The sequence below is a fragment of the Pannonibacter sp. genome (assembly GCF_051860505.1).
GTDB lineage: Bacteria > Pseudomonadota > Alphaproteobacteria > Rhizobiales > Stappiaceae > Pannonibacter.
This window is the reverse complement of the sequence record NZ_JBHYDX010000031.1, coordinates 31,845-54,768: the sequence shown is the minus strand read 5'-3', so window position 1 is coordinate 54,768 and position 22,924 is coordinate 31,845. Positions and strand designations below refer to the sequence as shown.

General features: G+C 63.4%; 18 protein-coding genes. 11 read left to right on the top strand and 7 right to left on the bottom strand.

Features of this window, described 5'->3' with window-relative positions; translation table 11 throughout:
- Positions 1-171: 171 nt before the first annotated feature.
- Positions 172-1,455 (bottom strand): hemolysin family protein, encoded by a 1,284-nt coding sequence (locus ACTIFE_RS18605; protein ID WP_439530635.1) that lies wholly within the window; start codon positions 1,453-1,455, stop codon positions 172-174.
- 170 nt (positions 1,456-1,625) lie between these two features.
- Positions 1,626-2,780: an ROK family transcriptional regulator gene (locus tag ACTIFE_RS18600; protein ID WP_439530634.1), complete on the bottom strand. Its 1,155-nt coding sequence runs from the start codon at positions 2,778-2,780 to the stop codon at positions 1,626-1,628.
- 118 nt (positions 2,781-2,898) lie between these two features.
- Between ACTIFE_RS18600 and ACTIFE_RS18595 the strand changes: the two genes are divergently transcribed.
- The 6 genes from ACTIFE_RS18595 to ACTIFE_RS18570 all read left to right on the top strand — a co-directional run bounded on the left by ACTIFE_RS18595 (position 2,899) and on the right by ACTIFE_RS18570 (position 8,784).
- A complete protein-coding gene (locus ACTIFE_RS18595) occupies positions 2,899-4,206 on the top strand; it encodes an extracellular solute-binding protein (RefSeq protein WP_439530633.1) in 1,308 nt (435 codons plus the stop codon).
- A gap of 64 nt (positions 4,207-4,270) precedes the next feature.
- Complete coding sequence (locus ACTIFE_RS18590) at positions 4,271-5,152, top strand: carbohydrate ABC transporter permease (protein WP_439530632.1); 882 nt, start codon at positions 4,271-4,273, stop codon at positions 5,150-5,152.
- Position 5,153: 1 nt separating this feature from the next.
- Positions 5,154-6,041 (top strand): carbohydrate ABC transporter permease, encoded by an 888-nt coding sequence (locus ACTIFE_RS18585; protein WP_439530631.1) that lies wholly within the window; start codon positions 5,154-5,156, stop codon positions 6,039-6,041.
- 1 nt (position 6,042) lies between these two features.
- On the top strand, positions 6,043-7,092 hold the full coding sequence (locus ACTIFE_RS18580; protein WP_439530630.1) for an ABC transporter ATP-binding protein: 1,050 nt from the start codon (positions 6,043-6,045) through the stop codon (positions 7,090-7,092).
- Between the two features lie 19 nt (positions 7,093-7,111).
- Positions 7,112-7,948, top strand: coding sequence for a glycerophosphodiester phosphodiesterase family protein (locus ACTIFE_RS18575; protein ID WP_439530629.1), 837 nt, complete (start codon positions 7,112-7,114; stop codon positions 7,946-7,948).
- Complete coding sequence (locus ACTIFE_RS18570; protein WP_439530628.1) at positions 7,945-8,784, top strand: inositol monophosphatase family protein; 840 nt, start codon at positions 7,945-7,947, stop codon at positions 8,782-8,784. The genes ACTIFE_RS18575 and ACTIFE_RS18570 overlap by 4 nt, the downstream gene beginning before the upstream one ends.
- 112 nt (positions 8,785-8,896) lie before the next feature.
- On the opposite strand, the gene ACTIFE_RS18565 is transcribed toward ACTIFE_RS18570, so the two are convergent.
- A complete protein-coding gene (locus ACTIFE_RS18565) occupies positions 8,897-9,757 on the bottom strand; it encodes a universal stress protein (RefSeq protein ID WP_439530627.1) in 861 nt (286 codons plus the stop codon).
- A 142-nt stretch (positions 9,758-9,899) separates the two neighbouring features.
- Here ACTIFE_RS18565 and ACTIFE_RS18560 point away from each other — a divergent pair, with 142 nt between their 5' ends.
- Together ACTIFE_RS18560 and ACTIFE_RS18555 are read left to right on the top strand one after the other, a co-directional pair.
- Positions 9,900-10,127 carry a helix-turn-helix domain-containing protein gene (locus ACTIFE_RS18560; protein ID WP_439530626.1) on the top strand — a complete coding sequence of 76 codons (228 nt, stop codon included), beginning with the start codon at positions 9,900-9,902 and terminating at the stop codon, positions 10,125-10,127.
- Between the two features lie 223 nt (positions 10,128-10,350).
- The gene (locus ACTIFE_RS18555; protein ID WP_439530625.1) at positions 10,351-12,975 is read left to right on the top strand and encodes a cation-transporting P-type ATPase; all 2,625 of its coding nucleotides are present in this window, start codon (positions 10,351-10,353) and stop codon (positions 12,973-12,975) included.
- A gap of 455 nt (positions 12,976-13,430) precedes the next feature.
- Here the strand turns inward: ACTIFE_RS18555 and ACTIFE_RS18550 are convergent, their stop codons facing one another.
- The 4 genes from ACTIFE_RS18550 to ACTIFE_RS18535 form a co-directional block, all read right to left on the bottom strand.
- Positions 13,431-13,610, bottom strand: coding sequence for a c-type cytochrome (locus ACTIFE_RS18550; protein ID WP_439530637.1), 180 nt, complete (start codon positions 13,608-13,610; stop codon positions 13,431-13,433).
- A 567-nt stretch (positions 13,611-14,177) separates the two neighbouring features.
- A complete protein-coding gene (locus ACTIFE_RS18545) occupies positions 14,178-14,822 on the bottom strand; it encodes a TetR/AcrR family transcriptional regulator (protein WP_439530624.1) in 645 nt (214 codons plus the stop codon).
- Between the two features lie 134 nt (positions 14,823-14,956).
- The gene (locus ACTIFE_RS18540; protein WP_439530623.1) at positions 14,957-16,087 is read right to left on the bottom strand and encodes an alpha/beta hydrolase; all 1,131 of its coding nucleotides are present in this window, start codon (positions 16,085-16,087) and stop codon (positions 14,957-14,959) included.
- Positions 16,088-16,399: 312 nt separating this feature from the next.
- Entirely contained in the window at positions 16,400-17,365 is a 966-nt protein-coding gene (locus ACTIFE_RS18535) for a LysR substrate-binding domain-containing protein (RefSeq protein ID WP_439530622.1), read from the bottom strand.
- Between the two features lie 247 nt (positions 17,366-17,612).
- Here ACTIFE_RS18535 and ACTIFE_RS18530 point away from each other — a divergent pair, with 247 nt between their 5' ends.
- The 3 genes from ACTIFE_RS18530 to ACTIFE_RS18520 are packed head-to-tail and all read left to right on the top strand — an operon-like array spanning position 17,613 to position 22,881.
- On the top strand, positions 17,613-18,710 hold the full coding sequence (locus tag ACTIFE_RS18530) for an efflux RND transporter periplasmic adaptor subunit (protein WP_439530621.1): 1,098 nt from the start codon (positions 17,613-17,615) through the stop codon (positions 18,708-18,710).
- A complete protein-coding gene (locus ACTIFE_RS18525; protein ID WP_439530620.1) occupies positions 18,707-19,786 on the top strand; it encodes an efflux RND transporter periplasmic adaptor subunit in 1,080 nt (359 codons plus the stop codon). The genes ACTIFE_RS18530 and ACTIFE_RS18525 overlap by 4 nt, the downstream gene beginning before the upstream one ends.
- The gene (locus ACTIFE_RS18520) at positions 19,783-22,881 is read left to right on the top strand and encodes an efflux RND transporter permease subunit (protein ID WP_439530619.1); all 3,099 of its coding nucleotides are present in this window, start codon (positions 19,783-19,785) and stop codon (positions 22,879-22,881) included. The genes ACTIFE_RS18525 and ACTIFE_RS18520 overlap by 4 nt, the downstream gene beginning before the upstream one ends.
- The last annotated feature ends 43 nt before the right edge of the window (positions 22,882-22,924 follow it).

The following is a 22,924-nucleotide window of genomic DNA, read 5'->3' as shown; positions in this document are numbered from 1 at the left end:
CATCTTCACCGATGAGGAATGCTACAACTTCTTCAAAGCCGCAGGATATGGAACTAATTAAACGCGACACGCTCTAATAATATCTTGAACCCGTTCTTGGGTTTGCCGTGTCTGTTTGCTTTTAATGTCACGCCTTTGTGAGAAGAGTTAAATGAGTGTGAAGTCCCAGCTTCAGTCCGCCAGCCGGCTCATCAGCAGCTTGTCAATGCGGCGGCCGTCGAGATCGACGACTTCGATGCGCCAGCCGCGATAGTCGAACACCTCGCCGACGACCGGCAGGTGATTCAGTTCGCTGAGAACCAGCCCGGCGACCGTTTCGAAGTCGGGGTCCTTGTCGACCGGCAGGCCGAGCTTGTCCGCAGCTTCGTCGACCTGCATCCAGCCGGCGACCAGCCACGATCCGTCGGCGCGCTGGACGCAGGAGGGCTCGTCATCGCTGTCTTCGTCCTGGAACACGCCGGTGATGGTTTCGAGAATGTCGCTGGAGGAAATCACACCTTCGAAGTGACCGTACTCGTCGAACACCAGCGCCATGTGCAGCGTGGCAGCGCGCAGGGCCTTGAGGACGTCAAGAGCGCGGGCTGTGTCGATGACGATCGGGGCCGGGCGGACCAGGGCGCGCAGGTCCGGCTCGTCGCTCGCAGCATAGGCCTCGATGACGTCGCGCACGCGGACGGCGCCGACAATGTCATCCGCCTCACCGTCCTGAACCGGCAGGCGGGTGCGCCGGGTGTCCCGGATCTGGGCGCGCAGGACATCATGGGGATCGGACAGGTCGATGATTTCGACCTCGCGGCGCGGGGTCATCAGCGCGCGTGCCGTGCGGTCGGCAAAGCGCATGACGCCGGAGATCATGTCGCGCTCGGCGCTTTCCAGCACGCCGGCGCTTTCGGCTTCGGCGATGATGCTTTTCACTTCCTCTTCCGTCACCCGCTCGTCGGTTTCACCGCCTTGGCCCAAAAGACCAAGAACCGCCTTGCCCGATACGTTCAGCAAGAACACCAGCGGTGCGGCCACGCGCGATATGAGCAGCATCAAGGGGGCAACCCGCGCGGCCACGCCTTCGGGATTGCGCAGGGCGACCTGTTTGGGCACCAACTCGCCGATGATCAGCGACAGATAGGTGATGGCAACGACGACGATGCCGACACCGAACCCGTCCGCCAGCGGCGCGCTCACCCCTTGCGTGAGCAGGAAGCCAGACAGGCGCTCGCCAAGCGTCGCGCCGGAGAAGGCGCCGGACAGGACGCCGACCAGGGTGATGCCGATCTGTACCGAGGACAGGAACCGGCCGGGATCCTCCTGCAGCCGCAGCGCCGTCGCCGCCCCGCGCGATCCAGCCTCAGCCGCGACCCTCAGGCGCGCCGGACGGGACGAGACGACCGCCAGTTCCGACATGGCCAGAAGGCCGTTGAGCAGGGTGAGGAGAACGACAATCAGAAGTTCGAGGGCCATGAGAGCGTTGGGTTTCCGTTTGGCAAAAGCAGCACTAGGTGGCGTTACAGATATAGATTGAAACTGGCAATGTCACGGTTTCTGGAAACGGCGTGTTGAAGACGAGATGCTGAAAATGGGGCGGGAGCCGAGAGACAAACGCCAAGACAGATCGCGACCGGCCGGATTGCTCAAAAGACGCAGGTCTTGAAGGGCAGGGCGGCGGCGCCGACGGCAGAGGGTTCGCCTTCGAGGTCGGAGACGATGAGCTTGGGCGTCCGGCGGCGGTTGCCGTAGCGCGGGCTGTTGTTGAAAGTGACGCGCTCGATCAGCATGTCTGCGAGCTTGCGCGGCACTTCACCGCCGAAGACGATGGCCTGCGGGTCGATCACCGACCAGATGGCGTTGAGCAGCGTGTTGGTGAAGGGCGTGACGTCATCGACCCAGGCTTCTACGCCGGGCCAGTCGGCACGGAAGTTGCGCCTCAGCCATTCCAGGCTCGGCACATGCATGCCTTCGGCCTCGAGACGAGCGATGAGCAGGTGAAGGGCGGGGCGTCGCTTGTGCCCTTCCGCATCGGCCAGGCCACTGAACTCGCCGGCGTTGCCATTCGAGCCGGCATAAAGCTCGCCGTTCAGGATCAGCCCGCCGCCGAAGCCGTAGTTGAACGACAGATAGGCAAAGCTCTGGATGTGGCGGCCGACGCCCAGCATCGCCTCGCCAACGGCGGCGGTGCTGGCCCCGTTTTCCACCCAGACCGGCAGGTTGAAGCGGCGCGACAGCAACGGGCCCAGCTCGATCAGCGACCAGTCATGCAAGGGCAGCGGCGCGTTGTAGACCGTGCCCTCGATCCGGTAGCCGGCAATGCCGAGGCTGAGCCCCAAGATCTTTTCGGCAGCAACGCCGCGCTGGTCGAGGAGTTGGGTCAGCCGCGTCTGGATGCGGTCTAGGCTGCCCGTCAAGGTCTGTCCGCCAATGTCGATGGACACCGTTTCGGCCGGCCCAGCAAATGGCATCAGGCACAAACCGGCGCGGTCCGTGTTGACCGACAGGCCCACCGTCCAGGCGAATTCCGGATTGAGCGACACGGTCGGGCTCGGCTGGCCGCGGCCGGTGCCGGGCCTCGGGCTGCCGAGCAGGATCAGGCCGCGTTCGGCAAGGGCATCGATGATCCGGTGCACGGACTGCTGCGCCAGCGGCAGGCGCGCGGCGATTTCGGAGCGAGAGTGGCCCGGATAGGCCCGCGCCAGGCGCAGCAAGGCGCGCTCGTTGTCCGATACGACCTCACACGGGTCGCTGGAACGCAGGAAGCGGGGCGAAATCAGGGAAACGGGATCATAGGTCATGCCCGGATTTAAAGCACAGGGCAGGTCGGCTGCAAAGGCGTCCCACGTCACGGCATTGTCACACTTAAAGTGTAGTAATGCGCCTGCCTTCACCACTGCCCCATGAGGAGCCCTCATCATGATCCGAACTACAGCTTTTGCGCTGTGCGCGCTGGCTTGCACTGCCCTTTCAAGCCCCGCCTCCGCAACCGATTTCGAGTTCTGGTATGGCAATACCGGCAAGATCGAAGAGGCTATCCAGGCCAATTGCGCCGGCTTCAACGCTGCCCAGAGCGAGCACAAAGTCACCTGCGTCGGGCAGGGCGGCTACGAGGTTGCCATGCAGAAGGCGATTGCGGCCTATCGCTCCGGCACACACCCGGTGCTGATCCAGTTCTTTGACGCCGGTACGCTCGACCTCCTGCTGTCCAACGCCGTGGTGCCCGTCTCGGCGGTGCTGCCGGACGTCGACTGGAACAGCTACATCGGCGGCGCGCGCTCCTATTACGAGACGTCGAAGGGCGCGCTGTGGTCGCAGCCCTACAATGCCTCGACCCTGATCTTCTACGGCAACCGCGAAGCGCTGGCCTCCGTTGGTGTGAGCGAGCTGCCGACCACCTGGGAAGGCGTGATCGAGGTCGCGACCAAGCTGCGCGATGCCGGCCATGCCTGCCCCTATGCCACCGACGGCCATCCCTGGCGCGTGCTGGAGCAGTTTGCGGCCCGTCACGGCGCACCGGTCGCCACCAAGGGCAACGGCTTTGCCGGCCTCGATGCGGAGTACGCCTTCAATGCCGGCCTGCCGGCCAAGCATCTGGAAAACCTTGCCGGCTGGCGCAAGGACGGGCTCGTCCGTCTTGCTGCCGACACCCGCGCCGGCAAGTTCGGCGATGCCTTCAACGCTGGCGAATGCGCCATGATCGAGAACTCGACGGGCGGCTATTCCAGCCATCTCGCCGCGCTCGGCGACAAGCTGATGGTGGGTCTGGCGCCGATGTATGACGGCGTCGAGCGCCGCAACACGCTGGTTGGTGGCGCCTCGATCTATGTCATGAAGGGGCATGGCGCCGAGCAGACCGCAGCAGCAAAGGCGTTCCTGGACTACCTGCGCGATCCGGCTCCGCAGCTCGAGTTCGTCAAGGCGACCGGCTACGTGCCGGTGACCCAGGCCGCGCTTGACCTGATCAAGACGACCGACCGGGCCTCGGATCCGGCTTTTGCGGTGGCAGAACTGGGCGTCGGCTCGATGGACGTGGCCGGCAACGAATACAGCCGCGGCATCCGGCTCGGCTTCTTCGTGCAGTTCCGCGACATCTTCATGGAAGAGACGCAGAAGGCCTTCAACGGCGAGAAGCCGATGCAGGCAGCCCTCGACAGCGCCAAGACCCGCGGTGACGAGCTGCTGCGCCGCTTCCAGGCGACCTATGCCGGCGTGACCCTGCCGTAAACAGAGCGGCCCAGCCCCTGGCCATGCGCGTCAGGGGCTGGTCCTTTTCCCGGAAGGATCCTTGATGCTCGCCCTGTTTCCCCAGCGCTGGCTGGCCTTTGCTCTTATCCTGCCGCAGACGCTGCTGATTGCGCTGTTCTTCTATCTGCCGGTCTATCTCGCCTTCTACTGGTCGTTCACGCTGGAGCGTCCGTTTGGTGGGGGATCGGAGTTTGTCGGCCTGCAGAATTACGCCAGAGTGCTGGGCGATCCGGAGTTCTGGGGATCGTTGCGCCTGACCTTTGTCTTCATGGTGATCGGCTCCACGCTCGCCATCGTCATCCCGCTGATCCTGGCGCTGGCGGCGGACCGGCACATCCGGTTGAGCAGCCCGGCGCGCAACGTCCTGGTCTGGCCGAAGGGCGTGGCCGGGGCCTCGATCGGACTTGTGTTCGTTTTCATCTTCAATCCGTTCCTGGGCCTGCTGGCGCCGCTCAATGCGATGTTTCCGGGGATCTGGAACCCGCGCATCGACGGGACGGACGCCTTCACGATGATTGTCGTGGCCCATATCTGGGGCGGGATTCCGTTCAACTTCGTCGTGCTGCTCTCCGGCCTTCAGGCCGTGCCGCAGGTGCTGCACAGGGCGGCAGCGTTGGATGGAGCGGGCCCCTGGCGCCGGCTGCGCGATGTCCAGCTGCCGCTGATCGCCCCGCAACTGTTCCTGACCTTCGCCCTGGAATTCACCGAAAGCGTCACCGGTGCCTTTGGCCTGATCGACTCGATGACCGAGGGTGGTCCGGGCGGATCTACTACACTTCTGGTGTACAAAATCTATTCCGACGGCTTCCGTGGCTATGACCTGTCGGGCGCTGCGACCCAGACGGCCCTGCTGATGATCTTTGTCCTGATCCTGACGGCTTTCCAGTTCCTCGTTCTGGAACGCCGCGTAAGATACGAGCGCTGACATGGTCGAGAACACCAAGAGCATAGACCGTGTCGCCGGGTTGATCCTGGCGCTCGGGATGGGGTTTGTCCTGCTGCCGCTCGTCGTGGCCTTCATCACCGCCACGCAAGCCTATGAAACAGTGCTGACCGGTGGGCTGAGCTGGCTGCCCGGCGGGCAGCTTGCCGCCAATATCGCCCGCGTCTTCACCGAGACGTCGCTTCCAGGCCAGCTGGTCAATTCCCTCGTCTCGGCCACTCTGGTCGCGACGCTGAAATGCCTCTTCGCCTTCATGACCGCGCTGGCGATCGTGTTCTTCCAGATCCGCTGGGGCGGGGCGCTGTTCGCCCTGACGCTGGTCACCATCATGCTGCCGCTCGACCTGCGGGTGATCACCACCTATCAGGTCGCCGCCGATGTCGGCATGCCGGCGAACATCCTGCTGGAGCTGTTCGGCATCGGGCCGCTGATGCGCCTCTCGGTGCTGGACACCTGGTTCGGGCTCGCCGCCCCGCTGGTGGCGCATGGCACGGGCACGTTCCTGTTCCGTCAGGCCTTTCTGGCGATGCCGCGCGACCTGCCCCGGGCCGCCGTGATGGACGGGGCGGGGCCGCTCCGTTTTGCCGTCGACATCCTGCTGCCGCTGTCGCGCGCCCCGCTCATTGCCCTGTTCATCATGATGTTCCTGGGCGCCTGGACCCAGTACCTCTGGCCGCTGGTCGCCGCCTCGCGCCCCGACATGCAGACGGCGGTCGTCGGCCTGTCCCGGCTGGCCAATGACATGCCTGGGGCGGTGCCGGACTATCCGCTGATCATGGCCGGAGCCCTCGTTGTCTCGGCCATTCCGCTGGCCATGGTTGCCCTGCTGCAGCGCTTCATCGTGCGCGGCTATGCCCTCTCGGAGAAATGACATGACACAAGCCGCTGAAATCGCGCTGAAAGGCGTTGCCAAGCGCTTCGGCGCGACCGAGGTGCTGCCGCCGCTCGACCTGACCTTTGCGGCCGGCGCCTTTACCGTGATCCTGGGACCGTCCGGTTGCGGCAAGTCCACGCTCTTGAACCTCATTGCCGGGCTGGAAGCCGTCTCTGGCGGGGAGATCGAGATCGGCGGACGGAAAGTGCAGGACCTGCCGCCGCGCGACCGGGGCTGCGCCATGGTGTTCCAGTCCTATGCGCTCTATCCGCACATGACGGCCGGCGACAACATCGGCTATCCGCTGAAGGTTGCCGGTGTGCCGCGCCGCGAGCGCATGACCCGGATTGCCGAAGCAGCGCGTGTGGTTGGCCTTGGCGATCTGCTCGCCCGCCGCCCCTCGGAACTGTCTGGCGGTCAAAGGCAGCGTGTGGCGATTGCCCGCGCCATCGTGCGGGCGCCGCAGGTGATGCTGTTTGACGAGCCCCTGTCGAACCTCGACGCGCTGCTGCGCCATGAAACCCGGGCGGAACTTGCCGACCTGCACCGGCGTATCGGCGCGACGACGGTGTTCGTTACCCATGACCAGGCCGAAGCGCTGACGCTGGCCGACCAGATCGTCGTCATGAACGCCGGCCGGGTCGAGCAGATCGGGACCCCGGCTGACATCTACCACCGTCCGGCCACACGCTTCGTCGCCAGCTTCATCGGCCATCCGCCAATGAGCCTCATCACGGCAATGGGGGACGGCACCTGGCTGCGGCTCGGCGATGGTACACCGCTTGCCGCATCCACCCACCAGGGCGCCGTTCTGGCCGGCGTCCGACCGGAAGCTGTGGTTCTGGACGCTGGAGGGGCATCACTTGTCCCGCTGCACCGGGAAGATCTCGGCTCGCATGCAGTCCAGTTCTTCCGCCTGCCCGATGGCCAGAAGGTTGCCGTTCAGACTGCAGCCGGACTGCCTGTTCCATCCGATGCCGGCCTCGGCATTCCCGATCACGCCCTGCATCTCTTCGACGCCGAAACCGGCGCTCGCCTTGTCTCCTGACCGAAAGGACATATCGTTGTTGAATTACCGTGACTTCGTTGCCCGCAAGAACCGCCAGCCGTTGATTGTTGCCCATCGCGGGGCCTGGACCGTCGGCCCCGAGAACAGCCTTCTCGCCATTCGCCGGGCCTTCGATGCCGGGCACCAGATTGTCGAGATCGACATCCAGGAGAGCGCCGACGGCGTTCTGTTCCTGATGCATGACGACACGCTGGACCGGATGACTGGCGAAGCCGGCGCGGCGTCGGACAGAACCATGGCCGAGTTGGCGAGCTTCAGGCTGCGTGAGCGCGATGGCGGCAGCGATGCCGCTGCGTCAGACGAGCCGGTTCCCACCCTCGCCCAAGTGTTGGCGCAGGCGGAGGGCCGTGGCTTTCTCGATCTCGATGTGAAGCACCCCCATCTGATCGAAAAGGTCGCTGAAACGGCTGCCGAACTGGGGGCCGCGGCCCGGGTAAATGTCAAGTTCCCGTTGCGTACGGCTGAGGACCTTGCCCGGCTGCGCCACATCGAGGCGACGACAGGCGTCATGGTCATGCCGATGCTGCGCGTGACAGCTGAGACCTGGGCTGATGACGTCGCCCGCGTGCTGGAAAGCGGCGCGGTGATGACCGAAATGAAGTTCGACAGCCTCGACACCCTTCGTGCAGCGGCTGGCCGGCTCAACGCCGGCGGCACCTCGGTCTGGGTCAACACGCTTGATCCCGTCTGTTCGGTGGGGCTCAGCGACAGTCGCGCGGAACATGAACCCGATGCGATCTGGGGCGTTCTGGTTGAAGCCGGGGTCTCGGTTTTCCAGACGGACATTCCCGATCTGCTGTCTGCCTGGATCAAACGTCAGGGAGCAGCGGCTTGACGACACCGTCGCCCAAGATCTGGGACTGGCTGATCGACGAGGTGCGGGCAGGCGCGGCGGAAGAAATTCTGCCGCGCTTCCGCCGGCTGTCCTCCGACATGATTGCGGCAAAGTCCGCGCCGGATGATCTGGTGACCGAGGCGGACCGGCAGATGGAACAGCGCCTGCGCGAGGCCTGCGCGCGCCTCATGCCGCAGGCCCTGTTCCTCGGCGAAGAGGCGGTCTCCGCCGACCGGCGCCTGCTGGAGGACTTGCCGCAGGCGGAACTGGCGATCGTTTGCGATCCGGTCGACGGCACCTGGAACTTTGCCAATGGCCTCGCGGTGTTCGGCGTCATCATCGCGGTGCTGAGGCGCGGCGAGCCGGTGTTCGGCCTTCTCTATGACCCGCTCGGCGATGACTGGGTCATGGCCGAACGCGGGGCAGGCGCGTTCTTTGCCCGGCCGGGCAGCGTGGCTGAACGGCTGTCGGTGCAGCAGGGCCCGGCGGAACAGGGCGTTGCCGGCTTCGTGCCGCTGTTCCTGTTTCCAAGGCAAGACCGGCCGCGCATTGCAGCGGGCATGGCTGAGCTGGGCCGGGCGACATCGCTGCGCTGCTCCTGCCACGAGTACCGCCTGCTGGCACAGGGCCGCGTTGACTTCAACCTCAGCGCCAACCTGCAGCCCTGGGATCACATCGCCGGGGCGCTGGCGGTCGAGGAAGCCGGTGGGATCGCACGGCTTGCCGATGGTTCGTCCTATCACGGTGCCCGCGTCCAGAAGGGGCCGCTGATTGCAGCCGCATCGCTGGCGGTTCATGGCGAGGTCAGTGAACGCCTCGGGTTTGCTGGGGGCTAGCAGGAAGTCTCTGCAGTTGCTTGCAGCTGCTGGATATGCTGACGACGTTCTCGAGCGGAAGGGGACGGGCGGCGACAAGGCAGCCGTCCGTTGTTCCTGCCGGCCGGGACTTTTACTTTTGCTTTACCGGCAGCGTCAGGACATCGATCTCGGCCGATTTCAGGATGTCGGATGTGACGCTGCCAAGGACCATCCGCGCAAGGGCGCTCTTGCCGTGGGCCGTCACCACAAGCAAATCTGCATTGAACTCCCGCGCTGCCGTCAGGACTTCGGTTGCGCAATCGCTTTCATCATGCCGGACATGCAAATCCGCCTGAAGCGGCGACAAGCCTTCCAGGAACTCGGCCAGCTCGCGACGGGACGTATTGCGCTGGCCTGACAGGAAGCTCTCCCGATCTGCCCCGGCCACTGTGCCGGCCATTGCCAGACGGAGCACCGTCGCTTCAAAGACATGCAGGATACTGCAGCGTGCCGAGGCCGCAAGGTCAAGCCTGGCGAACCGGCTGAGTGCCATCCTGGAGGCGTCGGACAGGTCCGTGGTCAGCAGGACATGGCGCCAGGGGCCGACCGGCGGGCCATTGACCATCAGGACCGGACAGTCGACAGATCTGATCGTCCGTTCGGCTGTGGTGCCGATAAAGGCATCGCGCAGGACCTGCCGCCGGTGCGGGCCGAGGACCAGCAGGTCGGGCCCGCGCTCGGCAGCAGCCTTGACAATACCGGAGAACGGGTCGGCGAGCGTGACGCTGGTCTCGCAGCGGATCCCATCCACATCCTGCAGCGACTGAGCCAGATCCCGCAGCAGCAATCGCGTATCTGCAAGCTCATGGTCGACGATGCGGCGCGGCCGATCATCATCCACGACATGCAGGAGATCGAGAACAGCTCCGGTCTGGTGCGCAAGCAGCACCGCACGGCGCAAGGCGCGGTCGGAGCGTTCAGAAAAGTCCGTGGCCAGCATGATCCGCTGCATCGCTCCGTGTCTCCGTTCCTAGCCTCTGTGTTTCGTCTTTCTGATCCAAACACTTACGAACCTGAGTTGAATTGATCCAGCTCAATCCAGTGTTGTCAAACGTCGCTATGCTTCACCAAAACGAGGTTGGGAACGTTCAGCGATGCCAAGCGAGAAATATCAGACGGTCAAGGACGTGGCGGACCGGCTACAGATTGCCGAGGCGACGGTTCGTCACTGGATCAAGACCGGCGACCTGCGCGCGATCGATATCGGCAAAGGATGGCGGATCGCTGACTGCGACCTCGATCTGTTTTTGCGCCGTCATGAAACGGTGCCAAGGCTCTCCGGTAGCGGCGAGGCGCTGTGCAACAAGGATCGTGATGCATGACTGTCTTTGGGCGGCAGGCTGGTGGGGCCGGCAAGCCTTGGACGGCGGAAGAACGGACGCAGATCCCCGAAATCGCAGCGGAGGGCCGTGCAACGGCCTGATCCGCAGAATTGCACCACAAGTCCCAACCGATCTCCCGAGATGCCGGATGAAGGTGTCCGCCCCTATCAACGGAACAGCGTCGACGATGCCCGGCCGCTGCAAGTCAAGATGAGGCTTTCCCATGACCTTGAATTCACCGCATAGCCAGCCGGCCGAGGCCTGTCTGGAGACGCTTGACGCGGATCGCAGTGGTTTGTCGTCTGCCGAGGCCGAACGCCGGCTGCGCACATACGGACCCAACCGGCTGCCCGAGAGCCGGGGGCGCGGGCGGCTGGTTCGCCTGCTCGCCCAGTTCCAGAATGTGTTGATCTATGTGCTGCTTGGCTCTGCGTTGGTCACGGCCCTTTTGCAGCATTGGGTGGATACGGGCGTCATCCTTGCGGTCGTCGTCGCCAACGCCTTCATCGGTTTTATCCAGGAGGGCAAGGCGGAAGCTGCCATGGCAGCGATCCGCAGCATGCTGGCACCCAAGGCGGCGGTCCTGCGCGATGGCAAGCGGATCTCGGTGGACGGGGCTGATCTTGTGCCCGGCGATGTGGTTTTGCTCGAAGCGGGCGACAAGGTGCCGGCCGACCTGCGTCTGCTTGATGCGCATGGGCTGAGCGTGCAGGAGGCGATCCTGACGGGCGAGTCCGTTCCCGTCGACAAGACGGTGTCTCCGGTGGCCCCGGACGCTCCGCTCGGCGACCGCCGCTCCATGTTGTGGTCGGGCACCCTGGTGACGCAAGGCGCCGGGCGTGGTCTCGTGGTCGCCACGGGGGAGGGAACGGAAATCGGCCGTATCGGCGGGTTGCTGTCGAGTGTGGAAACGCTCACCACTCCGCTGGTCGAACAGATGGACCATTTCGCCAGGTGGTTGTCGCTGCTGATCGTGCTGGCCGCGGGGATCCTTCTGGCCTGGGGCTATTTCCTCGCCGGTCTTGAGTTCTCCGGCTTGTTCATGGCGGTTGTCGGTGTTGCCGTGGCCGCCATTCCGGAAGGATTGCCGGCGGTCACGACCATCACGCTGGCCATCGGTGTGCAGGCGATGGCCAAACGGCATGCCATTGTGCGCCGCCTTCCGGCGATTGAAGCCATCGGATCCGTGTCGGTCATCTGTACCGACAAGACCGGCACGTTGACCCGCAATGAGATGGTGGTTGTCGCCGTCGAAACCCCGGAAGCTGCTTTCGAGGTCAAGGGGGAGGGCTATGCGCCCAGCGGCGAGATCAGCCCAGGCGGTGACCTTGGGCGCATCGCCCGTACGGCAGCCCTGTGCAATGACGCAGCCTTGCGCGACAAGGCCGGCCACTGGATCGTGGAAGGCGACCCGATGGAAGGTGCCTTGCTCGCCTTTGCCGGGAAGGCTGCAGGCGACATCTCGGCCCAGCGGCTTGATCTCATCCCGTTTGACAGCCGTCACCGCTACATGGCGGTGCTGGCCGAAGGGCCGGACGGACTGGTCACCCATGTCAAAGGTGCGCCGGAGCGGGTGCTGCGCATGTGCCGGGATATTGACCTGGCGCACTGGCACGACCGGGCCGAAGCGATGGCCCGTCGCGGGTTGCGCGTCCTGGCGTTGGCCGAGCGGGCCGAGGCTCAACAGGAGATCGACCGGCAGGCGCTGGATGGCGGGCTGGAATTCCTCGGGCTCGTCGGCCTGATCGATCCGCCACGTCCGGAAGCCATCGCCGCCGTTGCCGAATGCCGGGCGGCCGGGATCCGGGTCAAGATGATCACCGGCGACCATGCCGGCACGGCCGCTGCCATTGCCGCCGACATCGGACTTGAGAACACCCGCCGGGTCCTGACGGGTGCGGATCTCGACAAGCTCGATGAAGCGCAGCTGGCGATGGAAGTCGTCGACGTGGACGTGTTTGCCCGCACCAGCCCGGAGCACAAGCTGCGTCTCGTCACCGCCTTGCAGGCGCGGGGCCTGTCCGTTGCCATGACCGGTGACGGGGTGAATGACGCACCGGCCCTGAAACGCGCCGATGCCGGTATTGCCATGGGCCTGAAGGGCTCGGAAGCTGCCAAGGAAGCGTCGGACCTGGTCCTGGCAGACGACAATTTCGCCTCGATCGCAGCGGCTGTGCGCGAGGGGCGGACAGTCTGGGACAATCTCAAGAAGGTGATCAGCTGGACGTTGCCGACCAATGTCGGCGAGGCCTTGCCGATTGTCTTCGCCCTGTTCCTGGGGCTCTCCCTGCCGATCACGCCGGTTCAGATCCTATGGGTCAACCTGATCTGCACGGTCACACTCGGCCTGGCGCTGGCGTTCGAACCGACCGAGGCTGGCACCATGGCCCGCCCGCCGCGCCGCCGGGATGCTCCGCTTCTCTCCGCGACACTGGTCTGGCACATCGTTCTCGTTGGCGTCTTGTTCGTGGTGGCCGTGTTCGGGATGTTCAACTATGCCCTGGCAAAGGGGCATTCGCTTGCGATGGCCCAGACCATCTCGATGAACACCATCATTGTGCTCGAGATCTTTCATCTGTTCTTCATCCGCAACATGCACGGGACATCGCTGACCTGGGCGGCCGTGAAAGGCACCCGGGTCGTCTGGACAGTGGTCATTGCCATCACCGTCGCGCAGTTTGCCGTGACCTATCTGCCGCCCTTGCAGTTTGTCCTCGGAACCGAGCCTGTCCCCTTCCTGGACGGGGTTCTGATCGTCGGCATCGGCGTGGTTTTCTTTGCCATCATCGAGATCGAAAAGCAGATCCGTCTTGGCTTGAGGGCTGGACCGCGCGAGGCTCGCTCCTAGGGCAAAGGGCCGAAACGCGAGCCCTAACGTCTGCCCTCCCCTTTCCCGCTACGACCAGGCGGGGAAGGGGTGGCTACCAAATAGGTCCATCCCATGATATGGCACCGCCTTCCGAAACAACCACGGCCAGTTCCGGCAGACAGCTCTGCCGTTGCAGCCGTTGCGCGATGGGATCGCTTCAACGCAGGCATGTTTGACGAAGACGGAGAAGAGCGTGTCGCAAGGCACTGAAAAACAGAAACATGGCGGTCTCTACACGCCCCCCGTCTTTGCCGTTGCGCCAATGATGGACTGGATGGACTGGTCGAAATTTGATGTGAAAATCCAAAGGGATGTGGGAACTTCCGTGTACCAAGTACCAACATCTCATCCGGTCAACTTCCGTTAGGCGCTGGACAAGGAGATGTCAGGAAGTCTGCCTCTCAACGCTGGTCAAGGATCCTCTCCACGTCCGTTTATCTGAGAATGGGAAGTGTCTTCCCATCGAAGGCGACGGCTGAGCGCACATAGTTGGCAAGGTCAGCCATTTGTTGCGGGGAGAGGCGATCCGCAAACGCGGGCATGAGGCCAAACCCATGTGTTAGCGACAAATTCTGAGGGGCGATCCCAAGAGCCATGACTTTGATCAGGTTGATGCCATCCGGCTGGGCCGAGGGACCGACTGGACCGCGAAATTTTCACCAAGTCCCGGCTTCAAACACAGGGCCTCCCTTCCGGTCGTCTCTTCCGGCGCACCCACCATCCTGGCAATTTTCGAACTGTCGCATTCCAATATCTCCGATGTGAAACCGCATCTGCCTGGGGCAATGATACGAGCCGCCGTGTTGCGACTGCGCGCGAACCGGCTCTCTTCCAAGCCCTGGCTGCTTGTCCAGGGAACCGCCTGCCATCAGCGTGCTTTCGCGGTATCATTCCGCTCGCCATCTGCTCTCGGGCTGTCGGACGGCGCTTGGGTAAACAAGTGTTCCGACGATTTAATCAAAATGACTAAAAAGTTAATTTGAAAATGAGGACTGGCACCGTCATGGCTCCGTTCCTTCGGCAGGCCATCGCGACGGACGGACCGTACAAGGATGCGGTGTTCCCTGTCAAAGCCTTGGGCACGTGGCAAATTTCGCTGAAAACCGGGAGAGAGTTCGGGGCACATACGGTTCACGCAGCGGCGGAGCGCGGCAGCAAGCGCCGGCTGTTTGGCATCGCGGCTACTGGGAGAAACCGTTTCCCGTGCGGGACACGCGATCCAGGGTGGACTTCGCCTTGCGGTCGCTGAGCCCGATCGCGCGAAGGATGGCGTAGACGGGTGCATCCATGTCCGCGGCCGAGAGCCTGCCCTCGCCGATCGCTTGCGTGAGTTGGAGCATGATCCCGAAGACGATCTCCAGATGTAGCTCCGCGGTTGCGCCGGCCTCCGGCGTCTCAGGAAAAAGGTGCTCGAGATCCTCGAAAAGCCTGAGCCGGAGGGTTTCTCCGCTGTTGCCCGGTATTGCGGCCATGCGGGCGGCGAGGCGCGCCCAATGCGGGTTGGCTGTCGCCTTCTGGAGAAAAGACCGGCAGCCGAAGGTAATTCTTTGGGCCGGATCGACGAGAGAAAGCCTGCCCGGTTGAAGCAGATCGTCGAAGGAGGACACCAGTTCCTCTCCGACCGCTCCTATCAGAGAGTCCAGACTTTCGAAATGAACGTAGAAGGTTCCCTTGGCGACGCCCGCCTCCCGAACAACATCGTCAACGGTAACGGATTCCGGTGTCTGCCCGGCAAATAATCCCCTGGCGGCGGCAACAAGCTGCGCTCGTGTTCGCGCTCGCTTCTCACGCCCGATTTCGGCTCGACGTGCAGGATTGATTTTCATGGTTGATCCAGCTTGAAATATAGAGTTGCCTGATTGAGTTCAACTGGAGCGTCCAGTTTGCGACTGCGTAGAAAGTCTGTTTGTGGCCTATGGGTCAGGATTTCCCTAGAAGACAAAGCCGGCCCCTTTTCGACCTAGTAGGAAACACTTCCGTCCACGATCTCCCCGGGGCTCGGAGAAAAGTCCCGGCGAAGAGTATCGATCACCGCCGAATTGGCGAAAACCTGACCCACCCGGCCGGAAATGCTTTCAGCGCGGCCTTCCATGGGCTGCCCGGCCAGTCGGCGCCCGAGCAGCCGCACGATCTCTGGACTGTCCGCAAAAGTGGTATGGCCGAGCGGGTCGCCGGACGCGATGGCGCTCGTGTCGATGACCATGACACCCATCTCAGCGAGGACATCTGCATAGGGTCTGAGATCCGTTCCTCCGATACGTTCGACACCCCCCGACAGCCATCGCGACAAGCCGAGCGCCTTGTCCTGGGGCGACGTCAGGATCGCGAATAACGGCCGCTTGGGCCCCATCTCGATGAACTGCCGACGGAACACGTCGACGTCGATATCAGGCGACGCAAGCACGACTGTCCTCACCTTGGACGGGATTGATTTCTCACGCATGGCGACACCCCGCAGCGCTTCCGCTGCAAGCCAGGTCCCCATGGAATGAGCGAGGATGGTGACATCGGCGATGTCCGGGCTCCTGGTGACCTGAAGTATCAGGTCTTCCAGCGCGCGCCGTGAATAATTGGTGCTCTCTTTGTCATAGAAATAGTCGAAAACGCTGCCCCTGGACGGCCATGTGAACAGAATGGGCGCGGCATCCGTGCCTGCGTCATGCATGATCTGGGCAAATCGAAACACGGCGTCGGCGTAGGAATTGTTGAAACCGTGGACGAAGATGACCACTTGACCCTTCCTGTTGCGGTTCTTCCGGAACCACGAATGCGCCTGCTTTTCCGTGGTGATCTTCCCGACATCAAGGACGGCGAACTCCTCTTCTGGATTCGCAGGGAGCCGATTCGGCCACTGGACCTGGCCCGCCTTGCGGTTCCGGTCCGGCGGCACCGAGATCACGATATTGTTGAGCGAGATCGTTTCGCCCCGCTCGCCGGAATAGAGCCGGCCCGGGTCCTCCGACGCCTTGCGGGTTGTTGCGACCATCATGTCGACGTGGCTGGCATCGCTCGCAGCGGCGGCAAGCGGCTGAAAAACATTCTGCGGTCGTGTAGCGCAACCCGAAAGCGCCAGACCCAGGAGCAGGATCAAGGTAAGCGCAGGAGTAACGCGCGCCCTGGGGCACCATTGGCCACAGGATCGAACAGGGAAAGTCGGCACAGTTGCATGTCCTGACTGCGCTTCGCAGGATCCGTTTCGTCGGCACCGGAAGGCCAGCGTGGCGCGCATGGGGTAGAGTTTTCGCCCAATTATGTCAAATTGACTTTTTGGTCAATATGAAAAACGACGCGACGTTCGCGCTGTTGCCGGCTGCCAGGATGCGGAGCGGTGCCGCCCGGAGGTCCGGGCGTCCGGCGGAACGGCAGGAAACGGCAAAGCGCATGGCCACGAGGCCAGCCGCTTCTACCGGTGCCGAACCGGCGAAGTTGTGGCACGAGGCACGGACCGGGCCTTGCCCGGATTGCCGGTTCCGAAAGCCTCAGTCACGCGAAGGGTTTGAAGAAACTTGCTGACCGTCGGGCTCTGCCCATCGCACTTGAACACCAGATCGGTGGCGACCTGGATGGTGTTTCCGGACAAGGGCCGGTAGACAACGTGCTCGCCGACGCTGTAGGTGCTCACGGATCCGGGCACGATCGCGACGCCAAGACCTGCACCAACCAGACTCACCAGCGAAAAGGCACTGCGCGTTTCATGCACGACGCGCGGAGTAAATCCGAGCGTCAGTTGCACCAGCGCCCGGTCTTGTTCGATGTCGGAACCCACGTAGGCGATAAACGGTTCGTCGGCGAGCGCTTCGCGCGGGATCCGGGCGCGTTTTGCCAGGGCGTGATCCGCGGGCAGTGCAAGCCGCAACGGCCATTCCATCAGACGGATAGTGTCCAGTTCGGGCGGCAGCTTCCAGGCTGGGTTGCCGACGAAACTGGCGACAAAGCCGACCTCGATGCGGCCCTCCTGCAACTGGGCGATCTGTGTGCTCGGATGGAGCTCATGAAGTCCAAGTTCGACATCCGGGGCCGTTTTGCGGTACTCGCGCAGTGCCTTCGAGAGCACTCCGGAATAGGACACGTCGACCGAATAGCCGATCTCGATCCGTCCGATTTCTCCGCGCCCCGCCCGGCGGGCCACTTCGGCGGCATGCTGTGCCTGCGCCAGGGTACGCCGCGCCTCTGTCAGGAAAAGCGTGCCGGCCTTCGTCAGGGCGACACTCCGGTTGGTCCGGTCGAGCAGCTTGACGCCGAGCGTCTCCTCCAGCCCCTTGATCTGGATGCTTAAGGCCGGCTGGGCTATGTGCAGTCTCTCCGCGGCCCGCCCGAAATGGAGTTCCTCGGCTGTCGCCACGAAGTACCGGAGCTGGCGCAGATCCATATTGATACCCTCTGCCAAAGTTGGGTTTCGAGTGCCCTCTCGGGTTCCGCCGCGGGTTTCGGCGGCCTGTGACTGCCACTCAAGTCTGCACCGGCGCTGCGCACCGGTCAGCATGCCGGTTTCCGTCAAGAAAGCTATTGATATAAAAATTATATTATTACATCAACAATAATATATTGGACTGACCGGTCGGCAAGGCCTATTTCCCCGCCAGAATTTGGCTCCAGCACCAGAAAAGGGGCAGGTCATGGGATATATCAGTCACCGGCGGATCCCGGTCTGCTGCGCCGCATTGCTCGCCGCCGCGAGCCTTTCCGCATGCAAGGACGAGGCGACGGGTCCCGAAAACCTGCCGACGGTTGTTCAGGTCGAAAAGGCCGTTCTGGCGGATTTTGCGCCGATCGTGCGGTTGACCGGCGAGATCCGCGCCCGGGTGGATAGCAATCTGTCCTTCAAGGTCGCAGGCCGGATCAGCGAACGCCTGGCCGATGTCGGCGATCATGTCGCCGCAGGTCAGGTTCTGGCGCGGCTTGATCCGGAACAGCAGGAGGCAAGCGTCAGCGCCGCCGAGGCGACCGTCCAGTCGGCTGAAGCCGTTTTGCGGCAGGCAACGTCGAATTTCGAGCGCAAGAAAGCCCTTCTCGCACGCGGCTTCACGCCGCAACGGGACCATGATGACGCCGAACAGGCTTTTCGGACGGCTCAAGCCTCGCTTGCCGATGCCAGGGCCCAGCTCGCTACCGCTCGCGACCGGCTGACCGACACGGTGCTGCGCGCCGGAGTTGCCGGCGTCATCACCACCTGCGAAGCGGAGGCGGGGCAGGTCGTGCAGGAAGCCCGGACCGTCTTTTCGATCGCCCATGACGGACCGCGCGACGCGGTCTTCAACGTCCACGAATCCTTTTTCGCCCGCACGCCCGCAAGCCGCGACGTCAAGCTGACCCTGGTTTCTGATCCGTCGGTTGTTGCACCCGGGATCGTGCGTGAGATCTCCCCGACCGTCGACCGGGACACCGGCACCGTCAGGGTCAAGATCGGGGTCGATCAGCCGCCCGCCGCGATGACTTTGGGAGCCGCGGTTGTAGGCGAGAGCCGGCTGCAGGCCCGAGAGCGGGTCGAGGTGTCCTGGAGCACTCTTGCCAGCTGGAACGGGCAGCCGGCCGTCTGGACCGTGGATCCGTCGACGAAGGCAGTCGCGCTTAAACCGGTCACCATCGAGAGCTACGAAACGCGTCGGATCCTGGTCCGCGAAGGTCTCCGTCCAGGCGAGCTGGTTGTCAGGGCGGGGGCGCAGTTCCTGCACCCCAATCAGGTGGTTGCACTCACGGAAGGACCAGGCAAATGAAGCCGACCCTCATCACGCTCACCATGCTTGGCACCGCCGCCATGCTCGCCGGCTGCCAGGACGAGCATGAAGGCGAGACGGCGCCGGTCCGGCCGGTGCTTTCGATCGCGGTGGCCCCGCAGCAGGCGCAAACGACCGGCTTTGCCGGCACCGTCGAGGCGCGCTACAGCTCAGACCTCGGTTTCAGAGTCCTTGGACGCATCGTCAGCCGCGATGTCAATGTCGGCGAACGCGTCAAGAAGGGCCAGCGCCTGGCGGCACTCGATCCGCTGACTTTTGAACTGGCCGTGCGCTCGGCCAAGGCGGATCTCGCCAGTGCGAGCGCCCGCCTCGAGAACGGGAAGGCCGCTGAGAGGCGCTTGCGCAAGCTGCTGCAGCAGGATGTTGCCAATCAGGCTCAATTCGATGACGCGACACAGGCATTAGAAACGGCCCGTGCGGACGTCATCCGCGCCAGGGCCTATCTCGCCAAGGCAGACGAACAGCTCGGCTACAGTGAACTTCTCGCCAACTTCGACGGCGTCGTGACCGACGTTTCGGCCGAACTCGGTCAAGTAGTGCAGCCGGGCCAGACCGTCGTTTCGGTTGCGCGGCCGGACTTGCGCGAGGCCGTGGTCGACCTGCCCGAGACGATCGGCAGGAACCTGCCGCTGCAGACACGTTTCGAGATTGCGCTGCAAGTCGACCCTTCTCTGCGGGTCTCCGGCCTTGCACGGGAAATCGCACCACAGGCCGATGCGACCACACGCACGCGCCGCGTCAAGATAACGCTTGATGCCCCGCCCGAGCGTTTCCGCCTCGGATCCACAGTCACCGCCACGCTGGCGGAGGATACGGCTCCGGGCATCGAATTGCCGGCAACGGCGCTGCTCGAGCGGGACGGCAAGACCATGGTCTGGGTCGTCAATCCGGCCACGCAGACCGTGTCCCTCAAGGACCTGACTGTCATCGCACGCGACAGCTCTTCGATTTGGGTCCGCAACGACATCGCCGACGGCACGCGCATCGTCACCGCCGGCGTCAACAGCCTCACCGCGAACCAGAAAGTCAAGTTGACGGACGGAGCCTTCCAATGACCAACCGATTCAATCTCTCGGACTGGGCTCTCGAGCACCGTTCGCTTGTCTGGTATTTCATGATCGCCTTCGCCTTCGCCGGCGTTTTCGCCTTTCTCAACCTCGGACGCGAGGAAGATCCTTCCTTTACCATCAAGACCATGGTTGTCGTGGCCCAGTGGCCAGGGGCGACGGTCGAGGACACCGCCCGGCAGGTCGCGGACAGGATCGAGAAGAAGCTGGAGGAACTCGACGGGCTCGACTACACCAAAAGCCAGACGACTGCCGGCAAGACCGTCATCTACGTCCAACTGAAGGACACGGTGAAAAGCCAAGATGTGTCGCGCGTGTGGATGCGCGTTCGCAACATGGTCGACGACGTCGCCTTGGAACTTCCCCAAGGTGTCATTGGCCCGTTCTTCGATGACGACTTCGGCGATGTCTTCGGCAATGTTTACGCCTTCACCGCAGACGGGCTCTCGCAACGGCAGCTCTGGGACTATGTCGAGGATGTGCGCGCCAAGGTTCTGACTGTTCCGGATGTCGGCAAGGTCAATCTGATCGGTGCCCAGGATGAGGTGATTTTCCTCGAATTCTCCACCCGCGAGATGGCCGCGCTCGGGATCAACCAGCAGGACGTGATCGCAACGCTGCAGGCACAAAATGCCATCGCGCCTTCCGGCGTGATCGAAGCCGGCCGCGAACGCATCAGCATCCGGGTTTCCGGCGAGTTCACCTCGGAAGAGGATCTGCGCGACTTGAACCTGCGCGTCAACGACCGGTTCTTCCGCCTGGCCGACATTGCCGAGATCAGCCGCGGCTACGTCGATCCGCCGCAGTCCCTGTTTCGGTTCAGCGGCGAGCCGGCGATCGGCCTTGCCATCGGCATGAAGACCGGCGCCAACCTGCTCAAGTTCGGCGAAGCGCTGCAGGAACAGATGCACCAGATCACGGCCGATTTGCCGATTGGCGTGGGCGTTCACCTCGTTGCCGATCAGCCCGTCATCGTCGAGGAGGCCGTGGGCGGTTTCACCAAGGCGCTGTTCGAGGCCGTGGCGATAGTGCTGGCCGTCAGCTTCATCAGCCTGGGGATGCGTGCCGGGCTGGTGGTGGCGCTGTCAATCCCGCTCGTCCTCGCCATGACCTTCGTGATCATGCAGTATACGGGCATTTCGCTGCAGCGCATTTCGCTCGGCGCGCTCATCATCGCCCTTGGCCTTTTGGTCGACGATGCAATGATCGCCGTCGAGATGATGGTGGCACGGCTCGAGGCGGGCGACAGCCTGCGCAAGGCGGCGACCGCGGTCTATACCTCGACTGCCTTCCCCATGCTCACCGGTACGCTGGTGACGGTCGCAAGTTTCATTCCGGTGGGCCTCAACAGCAGCAACGCGGGCGAGTTCACCTTCACGCTCTTCGTCGTGATCTCCGCCTCGCTGCTGCTCTCGTGGATCGTCGCCGTGCTGTTCACGCCTTTGCTCGGTGTGACAATGCTGCCGAAGACCATGAAGAAACACCACGACAAGCCGAGCCGTCTTTCCACGATGTTCAACCGCGTCCTGGTGGGCGCCATGCGCCTGCGCTGGCTGACCATCAGCGTCACCGTCGTGCTGTTCTGCATCTCTCTCTACGGCATGCAATTTGTCGAACAGCAGTTCTTCCCGTCCTCGGACCGCAGCGAACTTCTTGTCGACTTCACACTGCCGCAAAACGCCTCGATCGCCGATACCAGGGCACAGATGGACCGGTTCGAGGCCAAACTCAGGAACGACCCGGACATCGACCACTGGTCGTCCTATGTAGGCCGGAGCGCGGTGCGCTTTATCCTGGCCTTCGACCCGCAGCCGTCGAACCCCAACTATGGCCAGATGGTGATCGTCACGAAGAGCATCGAGGCCCGTGAACGGCTCCGGGAAAAGATCGACATCTGGACCCGGGAGGAATTTGTCGGTCTCGATATCTATGTGGATCTGCTTGCGGTCGGACCGCCGGCGGGGCGTCCGGTGCAATACCGTCTGAGCGGCCCCGACATCCAGCGCGTGCGGGAACTTTCCCGGCAGCTTGCGGCCATCGTCGGCGAGCATCCCTTAGTGAGCAACGTCGGCTTCAACTGGAACGAACCGGCCCGCGTTATCAAGGTCGATGTGCTGCAGGACAAGGCGCGCCAGCTCGGGGTGAGCTCTCGGGAAATCGCCGGTGCCCTCAACGGCGTGGTCGGCGGAACCACCATCACCCAGGTACGCGACTCCATTTACCTCGTTGATGTCGTGAGCCGGGCAAGCGGCCCGGAACGCGGCTCCATAGAAACGCTGCAGAACCTGCAACTTCCGGGAAAGAAAGGGCAATCCGTGCCGTTGGCGGCCGTGGCGACCTTCCGCTACGAACTCGAACAGCCGGTGCTCTGGCGCCGCAGCCGCCTGCCGACGGTCACCATTCGCGGCAGCATCGTAGATGACACCCAGCCTGCGACGATCGTCAAGCAACTCACCCCCGGCATCGAGAAATTCATCGAGGAACTTCCGGTAGGTTACGGTGTTGCCGTCGCCGGTCCGGTTGAGGAAAGCAACAAGTCCCAGGGCCCGATCGCGGCCGTGGTTCCGCTGATGCTGTTCCTGATGGCCACGATCCTGATGATCCAGTTGCAGAGCTTCTCTCGCCTTTTCCTGGTTGTCGCCGTGGCTCCCCTCGGCCTCATCGGCGTGGTGGCGGCCTTGCTGCCGAGCGGCGCCCCCCTCGGTTTCGTTGCCATCCTCGGCGTTCTGGCTCTGATCGGCATCCTCATCCGCAACTCGGTGATCCTGATCGTTCAGATCGAGGACCTTCGCAGGGAGGGTTGGGCGCCTTGGGAAGCCGTCGTGGAAGCCACTATGCACCGCACGCGGCCGATCCTCTTGACGGCAGCCGCTGCAAGCCTGGCGCTGATCCCTATCGCCCATGAGGTGTTCTGGGGGCCGATGGCCTACGCCATGATGGGCGGGATCATCGTCGGCACGTTGCTGACGCTCCTGTTCCTTCCGGCACTTTACGTCGCCTGGTTCCGCATCAAGGCCCCCATGCCGCCGTCGCTGGAACCGCAATCCGAACCGGTGTCGGAACACGAGCTCACACCCGCATAACCTCTTGTTCAAGATTGCCCGGCATTCGGGTCCGGAGGTCCCA